Origin of the sequence: Pseudomonas sp. PA-1-6B, assembly GCF_021609545.1 — a bacterium.
GTDB lineage: Bacteria > Pseudomonadota > Gammaproteobacteria > Pseudomonadales > Pseudomonadaceae > Aquipseudomonas > Aquipseudomonas fluorescens_BV.
Window position 1 is genome coordinate 1 of the sequence record NZ_WJZM01000093.1, and the last position, 14,058, is coordinate 14,058.

Sequence of the window (14,058 nt, forward strand, 5' to 3'; positions counted from 1 at the left end):
CCACATTGGATCGCGGGGCATCAGTTATATCTGTGTCGGCTGCCAGGCCGTCACGGGAGCAAGCTCCCTCGCCACAGATTTAGCGTCGTGCCGAAGTTGTGTAGATACCTATGCTGCGATAGCGGTGCACCAGATGAAGAATTCTTCACTGTTGCACCGCTATCGCCGGCAAGCCAGCTCTCACACTGACTGCATTTCAATCTAGGATTCGGTCAGGCTATTGGCAATATGGACTACACCGAACGTAGGACGAGGTTGTTCTAGCCCCCCACATCACCGTCAACGCCTTGCAATGCTTTCACAGTGCCTCCATAGTGAGTCTGGACTGAGCCCGGTGCTGTAGCGCCGGGCTTTTTGCATTATGCGACCGGACCATATGGAACCGGCTCCCTCAAAGACGGCCTAATATGCGTTATCAATTGCCCCCGCGTCGAATCAGCATGAAGCATCTGTTCCCCAGCACCGCCCTCGCTTTTTTCATTGGTCTCGGCTTCGCGTCGATGTCGACCAATACGTTCGCAGCCAATAGCTGGGACAACCTTCAGCCTGATCGCGATGAGGTGATTGCCAGCCTTAACGTCGTCGAGTTGCTCAAGCGCCATCACTACAGCAAGCCGCCGCTGGACGACGCTCGCTCGGTGATCATCTACGACAGCTACCTCAAGCTGCTGGACCCCTCGCGCAGCTACTTCCTGGCCAGCGATATCGCTGAGTTCGACAAGTGGAAGACCCAATTCGACGACTTCCTCAAGAGCGGCGACCTGCAACCCGGCTTCACCATCTACAAGCGTTACCTGGACCGCGTCAAAGCGCGTCTGGACTTCGCGTTGGGTGAGCTGAACAAGGGCGTCGACAAGCTCGATTTCACCCAGAAAGAAACCCTTCTGGTAGACCGCAAGGACGCCCCTTGGCTGACCAGCACCGCAGCCCTGGACGACCTGTGGCGCAAACGCGTCAAGGACGAAGTGCTGCGCTTGAAGATCGCCGGCAAAGAGCCCAAGGCCATTCAAGAACTGCTGACCAAGCGCTACAAAAACCAGCTGGCGCGCCTGGACCAGACCCGTGCCGAGGATATCTTCCAGGCCTACATCAACACCTTTGCGATGTCCTACGACCCGCACACCAATTATCTGTCGCCAGATAACGCGGAAAATTTTGATATCAATATGAGTCTGTCCCTGGAAGGCATCGGTGCCGTCCTGCAAAGCGACAATGACCAGGTAAAGATCGTACGTTTGGTGCCGGCAGGCCCTGCTGACAAAACCAAGCAAGTAGCACCCGCCGACAAGATCATCGGCGTGGCCCAGGCCGACAAAGAGATGGTCGATGTGGTTGGCTGGCGCCTGGACGAAGTGGTCAAGCTGATCCGTGGGCCTAAAGGCAGCGTGGTGCGCCTGGAAGTGATTCCGCACACCAATGCACCGAACGACCAGACCAGCAAGATCGTGTCCATCACCCGTGAAGCGGTGAAGCTCGAAGACCAGGCCGTGCAGAAGAAAGTCCTCAACCTCAAGCAGGATGGCAAGGACTACAAGCTGGGCGTGATTGAAATCCCGGCCTTCTACCTGGACTTCAAGGCGTTCCGCGCCGGTGATCCGGACTACAAGTCCACCACCCGCGACGTGAAGAAAATCCTGACAGAACTGCAGAAAGAGAAAGTCGACGGCGTGGTCATCGACCTGCGCAACAACGGCGGCGGCTCCCTGCAGGAAGCTACCGAGCTGACCAGCCTGTTTATCGACAAGGGCCCGACCGTGTTGGTACGCAACGCTGACGGCCGTGTCGACGTGCTCGAAGACGAGAACCCGGGGGCCTTCTACAAAGGCCCGATGGCGCTGCTGGTCAACCGCCTCTCGGCCTCGGCCTCGGAGATTTTCGCCGGCGCCATGCAGGACTACCACCGTGCATTGATCATCGGCGGCCAGACCTTCGGCAAAGGCACCGTGCAGACCATCCAACCGCTGAACCATGGCGAGCTTAAGCTGACACTGGCCAAGTTCTACCGGGTATCCGGGCAGAGCACCCAGCATCAGGGCGTACTGCCGGATATCGATTTCCCGTCGATCATCGACACCAAGGAAATCGGCGAAAGTGCCCTGCCTGAAGCCATGCCGTGGGACACCATCCGCCCTGCGATCAAGCCGGCGTCGGATCCGTTCAAGCCCTTCCTGGCTCAGTTGAAGGCTGACCATGACACCCGCTCTGCCAAGGACGCCGAGTTCGTGTTTATTCGCGACAAGCTGGCCCTGGCCAAGAAGCTGATGGAAGAGAAGACCGTCAGCCTCAACGAAGCGGATCGCCGTGCACAGCACTCCAGCATCGAGAATCAGCAACTGGTGCTGGAAAACACCCGCCGCAAGGCCAAGGGTGAAGACCCGCTCAAAGAGCTGAAGAAAGAAGATGAAGACGCGCTGCCGACCGAGGCGGATAAAACCAAGCCGGAAGACGACGCTTACTTGGCCGAGACTGGCCGGATCCTGCTGGATTATCTGAAAATCACCAAGCAGGTGGCCAAGCAGTAAATGATGGCGATTTAATGTGATCGCTCCTCGGAGTGTCATCATATAGACATCATTCTGTCGTGAAATAAAAGGACCGCAGGTTTACGCCTGCGGTCCTTTTTTTGATCGAGACCGCCATGACCATGACCGAACAGCTGAATGCATTGGGCTCAATCCTGGCTCAAGGCAGTTTGCACAGCCTGTTCCAACCGATCATCTGCCTGTCGGAGCGGCGCATCCTCGGTTATGAAGCCCTCAGTCGTGGCCCGTCCAACAGCCCGCTGCACTCCCCCGTCGCACTGTTCTCGGTGGCCAGCCACGCCGGGCGCCTGAGCGAATTGGACATGGCGTGTCGAGAGAGTGCATGCCGGCGCTTCAGCGAGCAGAAACTGCCCGGCAAACTGTTCCTCAATATCTCGCCGGGATCCTTGATGGAGAACGCACATCAGCCAGGGCGCACGCTGCAACTGTTGCGCGACTTCGGCATTTCTCCCAGCCAAGTGGTGATCGAGCTAACCGAGCAGGCACCCACCGACGATTTCGCGCTGCTGCAAACTGCCTTGCACCACTACCGCGACATGGGTTTTGCCATCGCACTGGATGACTTGGGCGCCGGTTATTCCAGCTTGCGGTTGTGGTCCGAACTGCGCCCGGACTACGTGAAGATCGACCGGCACTTTATCGACGGCATTCACCAGGACGCCCTCAAGCGTGAGTTTGTCGGCTCGATCCTACAGATCGCCAGGGCGTCCCGCGCCCAAGTGATTGCCGAGGGCATCGAGCTGCCGGAAGAACTGGCAGTGTTGACGGAGATGGGCGTCGACCTGGTCCAGGGCTACCTACTCTGCCGCCCTCAAGAAAAGCCACCGCAGGAAGCGCGCCTGATGTTGCCCAAGCCGGATAACGCCACGCTGGCCCTCAATGACGAAGGCAGTGACCTGAGCGCCCTGCTCAATGAGCAGCCCGCCGTGGATCAAGACACCGCCACCGCCCAAGTGCTGGAATCATTCCGCCGCCAGGCCAACCTCAACTCGCTGGCGGTGTTGGACGGCCGTCGTTGCCCGGTCGGCATTGTGCACCGGCACTCGTTGTCGGACGCGTTGCTCAAGCCATTCGCGACCGATTTGTTTGCGCGCAAACCCATCAGTCGCTTAATGAGCGATGATTTTTTGGCGGTGGAGCTGAGCCAGTCCTTGCAACAGGTCAGCCGTTTACTCACCAGCCGCGCACGACAACGCATCGAAGAGGATTTCATCATTACCCTGAACGGTGATTACCTGGGGCTGGGTCGGGTCATCGACGTGCTCAAGTTGATCACGGAGCTGAAAATCCAGCAGGCCCGCTACGCCAACCCGTTGACCTTGTTGCCTGGCAATGTGCCGATCCAGCAGTGCCTCACCCGGCTACTGCAGCAACAGCGCGAGTCGGTGATCTGCTATGTGGATATCGACAGTTTCAAACCGTTCAACGATATCTACGGCTACGGGCGCGGGGATGAAGTGCTGCTGTGCCTGGCGCAGTGCCTCAACGACCGGGTAGACCCCAGCCGCGACTTTGTCGGGCATATTGGTGGGGATGATTTTTTGCTGGTGCTGGGCCCGCAGGATTGGCGCAAGCGGCTCAACCAGTTGCTGGATGACTTCCATACCCAATGCCGACGCTTCTACCGCGCTGAACACCTGGAGTCTGGGTGCTTCGTGGCCCTTAATCGCCAGGGCGTGCGCCAGGAGTATGCGTTGCTGTCGCTGTCCATCGGCGTGGTGCATTTGTATCCACAGGCCTGTGCACAACTCGATGCCAGCCAGTTGGCAGAGCTGGCGTCACAAGCCAAGCACCATGCCAAGGATGTTGCAGGCTACAGCATCCACGTGATCGACAGCATGGACACCTGCTCCCAGGCGCTTTAGGCCTCGGCGGACTCCGGATACTCGTACTCGAACACCCGCACCACTTCGGAAGCATGCCAGGACGCGGCGGCCACGCCATCAGAAGGCCCGCTGAACCGCCCCAGGCGCTCCACACATTCGAAAAAACCGGTGCGCGGCAGGCGGCTGGCACCCTGGCTGATCACCAGGGAACTGCGCAGCGGCTGCTCGGCCTTGGCATCCAGCGCCGCCAGGTGCTCCAGGGCCGCCGCCAGGGTCTGCATGGCCGGCGTGGGGAATTGCAGGCGCTCAAGCAGTGCACGGTACGTGAGCAAATGGCGCTGGCGCCGCGCCTGATCCAGTTCGTTGAGCAACCCATCCCAGTGTTGACGGCTAATACGTAGGCTCAAGACTCATCCCTCCAACCTGCTACGCCCAATTCCCAGGCCAGGCTGCGGCGAATGGCGGCATCCGGCTGGCGTTCACCACTTTCAATCAATCCAAGGTATGAGGGGCTGATCCCCACTGTGCGTGCCAGGGTCTCGATAGCCAGCCCCTTGGCCTCACGCAGGCCGCGCAGGGCTGCGAGCGGGCGCAGGTCCTGATCAATGGCGGTAGAGGCGGCAGGGGTAGGTTGCTGCTGACCGGCAGCTTTTAGCAGCGCCTGGTACTGGTCCCATGGCAACACCGCGTATTCGGGTGCGCCATCGCGTGAAATGATCTGAATATCCATGACTGCCCCGTAGGATAAAAACACTTACTAAGTAAGCTCTTTCCTTAGAAGTGTAATCCTAACAGCCACGAAGGTCGCCGGGGGATACCCGGCATCATTAGTTTTTTTGCGGGTTTTCCCGAGCCAGTAGCTCAGGCGTCGCTGGCAGGCGCTCAACCACTGCGAGTTTTTCCGGGCGTTGCGCATCGCGCCACGCACGAAAGGCGCTCAGTTCGCCGCTCAGGGTCTTCATGACCCATGCCAGCACGGCGATGTCGTCGAGCATGCCGAACATGGGGAGAAAGTCCGGAATCGCATCAATCGGGCTGAGAAAGTACATCAGCCCCGCCACCACCGAGATCAGCGCCTTGGGGCTGATCGCTCGGTATTCGCCGCGCCAGTAAGCCAGGCACAGGGCCTGAAGCAATTTCAGATCGTCCTTTAGCTGGCCCAGCCGATTCCCCTGGCTTGAGCCTTTGGCCGCGACGGCAAACAGCAAGGTCGGCAAACGCCCCCGGCCGAGCAGACGTGCGGCCATGGGCAGGAAACGGGTGAAATTGAACGGTGGTTTCATAGGGCACTCCAGTTCCAGGCGACATAAAAGGTTATCCACACAAATTGTGGATAACCTTGTGAACAGAGCCTGTTTTATCGGCTGAAAGCCACGGACTACAAGGCCTACAGTCAGATCGGGCGTTTTTTGCGCACATAAAAAAAACCCAAGAATTCATTGACTTGGCGTGTATGTACGGCTACCCGTGCTCGAGTCTTATATCAGACTGTATCCGGTTGCGGACGTTCGTTTGGATTTGCAGAGGCTTCAACGTAGGGGCTGGCTGGCGTGCGATAGCGATAGCCATAGACATCTACACGACCCGGTACGACGTGGCAGCCTGCCAGCCGATGCCTATCTCTCAGACACCCTGGGCTCCAAATGTGGGAGCTGGCTTGCCTGCGATTGCCTTACGCATCAACACAACTTTACAGGCTGTAGCAGCCAACGCTAACCACGATGCGAAGCGAGCCGCTCTTGATCTTGATCTGCTTTTGATCTTAGGCGCCCCGTTAAACCACGCTGGCCGGAATTCGACAGGGATTTGGGGGGTAAACCGGCAGGGATGCCGGTTTAGCCGCCCCGCGCCATGGATGGCGCGTGGCGGCGGCCCCCCAAATCACTGGCGGATTACGGGCACACCGAGCCTAGGCGAGGTGCCGAGTGGTGGGGCAAGAGCGTTTTGCTTACTTTGCCGCTCTTGCAAAGTGAGCCGCCGTCAGGGCGGAACCCTATGTGGCCGTTACCGCAGCAATGGATATGTACACAATCCAACTGTGTTGATTGCCAGGCCGCCTTCGCGAGCAAGCCCGCTCCCACAGGTTGATCGTGGTGTGTCAGTTAGTAGGTGTAGGCTGGCAGGCCGTCATCGCAGGCAAGCCAGCTCCCACATTTGGAGTGCTGAGCGTCTGGCGGTCATCACAGCGATGCGGCGACCCGACAAGCCAGCTCCCACAGAAATTTTTTGCATCGTTTGATACAACCCCGAAAACAACAACGCCCCGTCGAGACGGGGCGTTGTGTGTTCAGGCGCCGATTACTTCTTGGCGGCTGGTGCAGCAGGTGCGTCAGCCGCTTCTGCCTTGGCTGGGTCCTTGATGCCCAGCAGTTCCAGGTCAAATACCAGCACGGAGTTGGCTGGAATCGCCGGGCTCGGGCTCTGGGCGCCGTAGGCCAGGTCGGACGGGATGTACAACTCGACCTTCTCGCCAACATGCATCAGTTGCAAGCCTTCGACCCAACCCGGGATCACGCCGCTGACCGGCAGGTCGATCGGGCTACCACGATCTACGGAGCTGTCAAAGGTAGTGCCGTTGGTGAGCTTGCCGGTGTAGTGAACAGTCACCACGTCGGTTGGCTTAGGCTGTGCGCCGTCGGCCTTCTTCACGATCTTGTACTGCAGACCGGAAGCGGTGGTGACGACGCCGTCTTTCTTGGCGTTGTCTTCGAGGAATTTCTTGCCAGCGGCTGCCGACTCTTCGCTCATTTTGGTCATGCGTTCTTCAGCACGCTTTTGCAGTGCGGCAAACGCTTCAACCAGCTCATCGTCCTTGAGCTTCTGCTCTTTCTTGCCGACGGCATCTTCGATGCCTTGGGCAACAGCTTTGGAGTCCAGGTCGTCCATGCCTTCTTGGGCAAGGCTCTTGCCCATGTTCAGGCCGATGCCGTAGGAAGCTTTCTGCGCCGGGGTTTTCAGCTCTACGCTGGTTTGCGAATCACAACCCGCAAGTACCAGGCTAACCAGGGCCACCGCCGCCGCCAACCGATGCTGTTTCATGCTATTTCCTTGTTCATGCGCCATAAGGGCATTTGAATAAAGTCGCGAGCTTATCAGGCGGCCACGACCAATGGCTACCGGCATGTGAGCAGGAAACTTCTGATAAGTTCACGTGTTTAAAAGCATTTCCATTTATCATGGGGGCCCGCGACGGATCGCGGAACCGGCTGATAGCAGGCTAATCGTCACTTGCCGCACCTGTGGCGCAGTGGCATAACAACGCGACAATTCGACAAGGATAGTTATCTTGCGCATTTTTTCCCGAGTTTTACTCCTGATACTGATCGCACTGGGCCTGATCCTGGCCGTGGTGCTCTATTACACCCTCAACCCCAAGCTGCCGGATTACGTGCCCGTGAAACAGGTGCACTATCAGGAGCAATGGAGTGCCGCCGACCGCCAGACCTACTACTTCACGCCCCAGGGCACTCAAGTAAAAGGCCTGCACTACGACTGGTTCACCGCCCTGGAGCTGCCGTTCTCCGAGCAACGCTTTGCCGCGCCGCAGTACCTGGCGCGCTTTGGCTTCCTGGTCGATCCCAAACAGGTGCCCACCGCGCAAAACCCTGGCAACCTGCCGGTAGGGTTCGCCCGGCACCAGAACGCCGACAGCAAGGCTCAGTACCTGGATATCACCTGTGCGGCCTGCCACACCGGCGAATTGCACTTCAAGGGCCAGGCCCTGCGTATCGACGGTGGCTCGGCGCAACACGTACTGCCCTCCAGCGTTCCCACGTTGCGTGGCGGCAGTTTCGGCCAGGCCCTGGTCGCCAGCCTGGCCGCTACCTATTACAACCCGTGGAAGTTCGAGCGCTTCGCCCGCAAGGTCCTGGGGGATCAGTACGACGCCCAGCGTGATCAACTGCGCAAGGACTTCAAGCAATCGCTGAACCAGTTCCTCAAGGTTGCCTGGAATGACACCCACCGTGGCCTTTACCCCACCGAAGAAGGCCCGGGCCGTACTGACGCCTTTGGGCGCATCGCCAACGCCAGTTTTGGCGACGCTATTTCCCCAGACAATTATCGCGTCGCCAATGCGCCGGTGGACTACCCGCAGTTGTGGGATATCTGGACCTTCGACTGGGTGCAGTGGAATGGCTCGGCCCAACAGCCCATGGCGCGCAACATCGGCGAAGCCCTTGGCGTAGGCGCGACCCTGACGTTCTTCGACGCCGCCGGGCAACCGCTCAAAGGCGATGCCCGCTACCCGTCCAGCGTACGGGTGCGCGACCTGCACCTGATCGAAGAAACCCTGCAACGGCTCAAACCGCCGACCTGGCCGCAAGACTTGTTCGGTGCCATCGACAAGCCCCTCGCCGCCCAAGGTCGCGCACTCTTTGCCGAGAACTGCGCCGGCTGCCACCTACCCACCGTCACCCAGGAAAACGGCCGTCCGGTGCAGCAGTTGAAAATGCTGCCGGTGGACTACATCGGCACCGACCCCGGCACGGCCAACAACATTGCCGACCAACGCTATGACCTCAGCGCGTTGCAATGGGACCCGGCCGAACTGGCCCGGCTCAATGTCGAACTGCACCCCACCCCCACCGCGCCGCTGGACCTGAAAAAAATGTCCGTGGCCCAGGGTTTAGCCTATGTCACCGCCTTCGTCGAAGAGCATGCCTACCGTGCGGCCGGCGTGACCCCGGCCGAGCGCCCGGCCCTGGACGGGTTCGGCCTGCCCATCGGCGTGCGCGAGTTGCGTGCCTACAAGGCGCGGCCACTGGCAGGCGTATGGGCCACCCCACCGTTCCTGCACAACGGTTCGGTGCCGACGATCTACCAACTGCTCTCGCCCCAGGACGAACGCAGCACCACCTTCTATAAAGGCACCTTCAACTACGACCCGCGTCACCTTGGGTTTGAGACCATCGCCTTCAAGAATGCCTTCCTGTTCGATACCAGAATCACCGGCAACCACAACAGCGGCCACGAATTCCGTGCCGGCAAGCGTGGCAATGGCGTGATCGGCCGCGGCTTGCTGCCGCAGGAACGCTGGGCGCTGCTCGAATACCTCAAAGTGCTGGGCGGCCCGCTGGAGCAACAATTGCCATGATTATCCGATCGCAAAACAAGGACCGTTCCATGCTTGCTCGTCTCTGGCTGCGCTTTGGCGCCTTTGTTGGCAAAACCCTGCTGTGGCTGCTGGCCCTGGGCCTGCTGGCGTGGGTGTTGGCCACGGCCTGGTTCGCCTGGCAGCACAGGGGCCCGGTGTCGGTGAAGGAACAGATCCCGCCGGGTGAAGCGGCGATGACCCAAGGCATCATCCAGACCGCCGTGCGCATCGTTGATCAGCATCGCGAAGGCACTCGCTACCTGCGTGATGCCCATGCCAAGGCCCATGGGTGCGTGAAAGCCGAGGTCAGCGTTCTGACAGATCTCGACCCGGCCTTGCGCCAGGGTGTGTTTGCCGAGCCGGGCAAGACCTGGCAGGCGACGATGCGCCTGTCCAACGGCAACGCTTATCCGCAATTCGACAGCATCCGCGATGCCCGCGGCATGGCCATCAAGCTGTTGGATGTGCCGGGCAAGCAACTGATGGCCGACCAGCAAGCGCGCACCGAACAGGATTTCGTGATGTTCAGCCACCCGAACTTCTTTGTCAGCGATGTCGCGGAATACGCGCAAAACATCGGCGCGCAAGCGGATGGCAAGAAGGTCCTGGCTTTCTTTCCCAAGCTCGACCCGCGCAGTTGGCAAGTGCGTCACCTGTTTATCGCCCTGGCAACCCTGGCGCCCGCACCGGCCAGCCCGACGCAGACGACTTACTTTTCAGTGTCGCCCTACAAGTTTGGCGCGGCCAACGCCAAGTTCCGCGTCGCGCCCGACCCACAAAGCTGCCCGGGTTATGTGCTGCCCAAACAGAACCAGGCCCTGCCGAACTTCCTGCGCAGCGCGCTCAACCAGCAACTGTCCACCGACCGTGTAGACGCGTGTTTTGTGCTGCAGATCCAGCGGCAAAACCCGCAGGCGTTCATGCCCATCGAAGACACCAGCATCGAATGGAAGGAAAGCGACGCGCCGTATGAAACCGTGGCCAAGGTCAGGATTCCCGCCCAGGACTTCGACACGCCTGCGCAGAACCTGGCCTGTGATAACCAGTCGTTCAACCCCTGGTTCGGGCTGGAAGCGCACCGCCCCATCGGCGGCATCAACCGGCTGCGTAAAGCGGTATACGAGGCCGTCAGCGATTACCGTCACAGCCGCAACGCACCGTAAGGAGCATTAAATCGCAGGCGAAAAAAAACCCGCTCAATGAGCGGGTTTCTTGTGGCGACCTGGCGTTCAGTGTTCCAGGTTACCGAATATGGCGCAGCGGACGGGACTCGAACCCGCGACCCCCGGCGTGACAGGCCGGTATTCTAACCGACTGAACTACCGCTGCGCGTAACACTTGAAGCGAATGGTGGGTGATGACGGGATCGAACCGCCGACCCTCTGCTTGTAAGGCAGATGCTCTCCCAGCTGAGCTAATCACCCTTCGTTTCGGTGTGGGCGCATCATACACCAAAAAATCGTAATGTCTTGATTTAAATGCAATTTATTTAAAAAAAGTTTAGCGCACGATTTTTTGCCATATTTCGGACAGAAAAAAACCCGCTCAATGAGCGGGCTTTCTTTGGTTACCTGGCGTTCAGCGTTCCAGGTGACCGAATATGGCGCAGCGGACGGGACTCGAACCCGCGACCCCCGGCGTGACAGGCCGGTATTCTAACCGACTGAACTACCGCTGCGCGTAACACTTGAAGCGAATGGTGGGTGATGACGGGATCGAACCGCCGACCCTCTGCTTGTAAGGCAGATGCTCTCCCAGCTGAGCTAATCACCCTTCGCTTCGGTGTGGCGCGCATTCTACGGAGCGACCCCAAGTCTGGCAAGCACTTTCTTAAATCTTTTTTTTCAGCCCTTCCAATGGCTTAGGCAGGGTTGGCCTGCGGCGTGATCAAGAGAATAATGCCCCCCTTTGTATAGAGGAGAGACTCACCCCATGTGGTTCAAGAACCTGCTTATCTATCGCCTGACCCAAGATCTGCCTGTTGATGCCGAGGCGTTGGAAGCGGCCATGGCCACCAAGCTGGCGCGCCCTTGTGCAAGCCAGGAGTTGACCACTTACGGTTTCGTCGCGCCTTTTGGTAAAGGTGAAGACGCTCCCCTGGTTCACGTCAGCGGAGATTTTTTGCTGATTGCTGCGCGCAAGGAAGAACGCATCCTGCCAGGTAGCGTGGTGCGTGACGCACTTAAAGAGAAAGTCGAAGAAATCGAAGCCGAGCAGATGCGCAAGGTCTATAAGAAGGAGCGCGACCAGATCAAGGATGAAATCATCCAGGCCTTCCTGCCGCGCGCCTTTATCCGTCGCTCGTCGACCTTCGCTGCGATCGCGCCGAAACAGGGTCTGATCCTGGTCAACTCGGCCAGCCCCAAGCGCGCCGAAGACCTGCTGTCGACCCTGCGCGAAGTGATCGGCACCCTGCCGGTCCGCCCGCTGACGGTAAAAACCGCCCCGACTGCAATCATGACCGACTGGGTCACCACCCAGAAACCGGCCGATGACTTCTTCGTCCTCGACGAATGCGAACTGCGCGACACCCACGAAGACGGCGGCATCGTGCGTTGCAAGCGCCAGGACCTGACCAGCGAAGAGATCCAACTGCACCTGACCACCGGCAAGGTCGTGACCCAACTGTCCCTGGCGTGGCAGGACAAGTTGTCCTTCATGCTCGACGACAAAATGACCGTCAAGCGCCTGAAGTTCGAAGACCTGCTGCAAGACCAGGCGGAACAGGACGGCGGTGACGAAGCCCTGGGCCAACTGGATGCCAGCTTTACCTTGATGATGCTGACCTTCGGCGATTTCCTGCCGGCGTTGGTCGAGGCACTGGGCGGCGAAGAGACACCACAGGGCATCTAAGCAACACCGATCCAATGCGGGCACGGTCAGTGTGGGAGCTGGCTTGCCTGCGATAACGGAGTGTCAGCCAGAGTAGTACCGACTGACACTCCGCTATCGCAGGCAAGTCAGCTCCCACATTTGATTGCATCGACAACTCGGAAATCGAATAAAAAAGGACATCCCCATGCGCGCACTCGCCGCCTTGAGCCGCTTTGTCGGCAACACCTTTGCCTACTGGGTGCTGATCTTCGCTGTCGTCGCCTTTCTCCAACCCAGCTGGTTCATCGGCCTGAAAAGCGCCATCGTCCCACTGCTGGGCCTGGTGATGTTCGGCATGGGGTTGACCTTGAAACTGGAAGACTTCGCCGAAGTCGCTCGCCACCCGTGGCGCGTGGCCTTGGGCGTGGTCGCGCATTTCGTGATCATGCCGGGCGTGGCATGGTTGCTGTGCCAGGCATTCCATTTGCCGGCGGAAATTGCCGTTGGCGTGATCCTGGTCGGCTGTTGCCCAAGTGGCACGTCGTCCAACGTCATGACCTGGCTGGCCCGGGGTGACCTGGCGTTATCGGTGGCGATTGCCGCGGTCACCACCCTCCTCGCTCCGCTGCTCACACCGGCATTGATCTGGCTGCTGGCCTCGGCCTGGCTGCCGGTATCGTTCATGGAGCTGTTCTGGTCGATCCTGCAAGTGGTGCTGCTGCCCATCGTACTGGGCGTGGTCGCGCAGCGCTTGCTCGGTGATCGGGTAAGGCATGCGGTGGACGTGCTGCCACTGGTGTCGGTGGTCAGCATTGTGATCATCGTCGCGGCCGTGGTTGCCGCAAGCCAAGGCAAGATTGCCGAGTCGGGCCTGCTGATCATGGCCGTAGTGATGCTGCACAACAGCTTCGGTTACCTGCTGGGCTACTTCACCGGGCGCCTGTTCAAGTTGCCCTTGGCGCAACGCAAGTCGCTGGCCCTGGAAGTGGGCATGCAGAACTCCGGGCTGGGTGCCGCCTTGGCCAGTGCGCACTTTTCGCCACTGGCGGCGGTGCCCAGTGCGTTGTTCAGCGTCTGGCACAATATTTCCGGCGCATTGCTGTCGACCTATTTCCGCCGCATGAGCGAAAAGGAAGACCGCCGCGCCCTGGAAACCACGCCGTAACTTGATCGCCTGGTCCAATTTCGGCACTCTACCGAACTTCGCGGGGACGACCTCGCGACGCTATCAAGCGCTCACCCGGGGACGACCCCACTTTGATAGAAGCGAGGTCATCATGTCCTGGATCATTCTGTTTTTTGCCGGGTTGTTTGAAGTGGGCTGGGCCGTCGGCCTGAAGTACACCGACGGGTTCAGCAAGCCGCTGCCCACCGTCCTGACGATTGCCGCCATGGCTGTCAGCCTTGGGTTGTTGGGGCTGGCCATGAAGGAACTGCCGCTGGGCACCGCCTATGCCATCTGGACCGGCGTGGGGGCCGTGGGCACCGTGATTGCCGGGATTATCCTGTTTGGGGAATCCATGGCGCTGTTTCGGTTGGCCAGTGTGGCATTGATTATTTGCGGGCTGATTGGGCTCAAGATCTCGACTTAAGCCACTATCGCTATCGCAGGCAAGCCAGCTCCCACATTTGACTGTATTCACAATTCAATAGGTGGGAGCTGGCTTGCCTGCGATGAGCATAGGTATCTACACAACTTCGGCACGACGCTAAATCTGTGGCGAGGGAGCTTGCTCCCGTGACGGCCTGGCAGCCGACACAGATATAACTGATGCCCCGC

The 14,058-nt window shown here is 59.4% G+C and carries 11 protein-coding genes and 4 tRNA genes; 7 read left to right on the forward strand and 8 right to left on the reverse strand.

Annotated elements, in window-relative coordinates:
- Positions 1-440: 440 nt before the first annotated feature.
- Entirely contained in the window at positions 441-2,522 is a 2,082-nt protein-coding gene (locus tag GIV35_RS26315; RefSeq protein ID WP_223816873.1) for a carboxy terminal-processing peptidase, read from the forward strand.
- 116 nt (positions 2,523-2,638) lie between these two features.
- Entirely contained in the window at positions 2,639-4,408 is a 1,770-nt protein-coding gene (locus tag GIV35_RS26320; protein ID WP_236265387.1) for a bifunctional diguanylate cyclase/phosphodiesterase, read from the forward strand.
- On the opposite strand, the gene GIV35_RS26325 is transcribed toward GIV35_RS26320, so the two are convergent.
- The 4 genes from GIV35_RS26325 to GIV35_RS26340 all read right to left on the reverse strand — a co-directional run bounded on the left by GIV35_RS26325 (position 4,405) and on the right by GIV35_RS26340 (position 7,408).
- Entirely contained in the window at positions 4,405-4,776 is a 372-nt protein-coding gene (locus GIV35_RS26325; RefSeq protein ID WP_005786715.1) for a hypothetical protein, read from the reverse strand. The genes GIV35_RS26320 and GIV35_RS26325 overlap by 4 nt on opposite strands.
- Entirely contained in the window at positions 4,773-5,099 is a 327-nt protein-coding gene (locus tag GIV35_RS26330) for a helix-turn-helix domain-containing protein (RefSeq protein WP_200649180.1), read from the reverse strand. Before GIV35_RS26330 ends, GIV35_RS26325 begins: the two co-directional genes overlap by 4 nt.
- A gap of 97 nt (positions 5,100-5,196) precedes the next feature.
- A complete protein-coding gene (locus GIV35_RS26335; protein WP_056788425.1) occupies positions 5,197-5,652 on the reverse strand; it encodes a YkvA family protein in 456 nt (151 codons plus the stop codon).
- 1,015 nt (positions 5,653-6,667) lie between these two features.
- Positions 6,668-7,408, reverse strand: coding sequence for an FKBP-type peptidyl-prolyl cis-trans isomerase (locus tag GIV35_RS26340; protein ID WP_005786709.1), 741 nt, complete (start codon positions 7,406-7,408; stop codon positions 6,668-6,670).
- A 247-nt stretch (positions 7,409-7,655) separates the two neighbouring features.
- On the opposite strand from GIV35_RS26340, the gene GIV35_RS26345 reads away from it, so the two are divergent.
- Complete coding sequence (locus GIV35_RS26345) at positions 7,656-9,464, forward strand: di-heme-cytochrome C peroxidase (RefSeq protein ID WP_223024401.1); 1,809 nt, start codon at positions 7,656-7,658, stop codon at positions 9,462-9,464.
- A 29-nt stretch (positions 9,465-9,493) separates the two neighbouring features.
- Complete coding sequence (locus tag GIV35_RS26350; RefSeq protein ID WP_419789572.1) at positions 9,494-10,627, forward strand: catalase family protein; 1,134 nt, start codon at positions 9,494-9,496, stop codon at positions 10,625-10,627.
- 89 nt (positions 10,628-10,716) lie between these two features.
- Here GIV35_RS26350 and GIV35_RS26355 read toward each other — a convergent pair.
- From GIV35_RS26355 to GIV35_RS26370, 4 genes are all read right to left on the reverse strand, one after another.
- Positions 10,717-10,793: transfer RNA gene (locus GIV35_RS26355), tRNA-Asp, on the reverse strand.
- 19 nt (positions 10,794-10,812) lie between these two features.
- Positions 10,813-10,888 (reverse strand) — tRNA-Val (locus tag GIV35_RS26360).
- 177 nt (positions 10,889-11,065) lie between these two features.
- Positions 11,066-11,142: transfer RNA gene (locus GIV35_RS26365), tRNA-Asp, on the reverse strand.
- Between the two features lie 19 nt (positions 11,143-11,161).
- Positions 11,162-11,237, reverse strand: a tRNA-Val gene (locus GIV35_RS26370).
- A 159-nt stretch (positions 11,238-11,396) separates the two neighbouring features.
- Here GIV35_RS26370 and rdgC point away from each other — a divergent pair.
- The 3 genes from rdgC to sugE all read left to right on the forward strand — a co-directional run bounded on the left by rdgC (position 11,397) and on the right by sugE (position 13,870).
- Entirely contained in the window at positions 11,397-12,317 is a 921-nt protein-coding gene (gene rdgC / locus GIV35_RS26375; RefSeq protein WP_020301078.1) for a recombination-associated protein RdgC, read from the forward strand.
- A gap of 166 nt (positions 12,318-12,483) precedes the next feature.
- Positions 12,484-13,443, forward strand: a complete 960-nt coding sequence (locus GIV35_RS26380) for a bile acid:sodium symporter family protein (RefSeq protein ID WP_003190129.1) — start codon at positions 12,484-12,486, stop codon at positions 13,441-13,443.
- A 112-nt stretch (positions 13,444-13,555) separates the two neighbouring features.
- Positions 13,556-13,870 carry a quaternary ammonium compound efflux SMR transporter SugE gene (sugE, locus tag GIV35_RS26385; RefSeq protein WP_054897869.1) on the forward strand — a complete coding sequence of 105 codons (315 nt, stop codon included), beginning with the start codon at positions 13,556-13,558 and terminating at the stop codon, positions 13,868-13,870.
- The last annotated feature ends 188 nt before the right edge of the window (positions 13,871-14,058 follow it).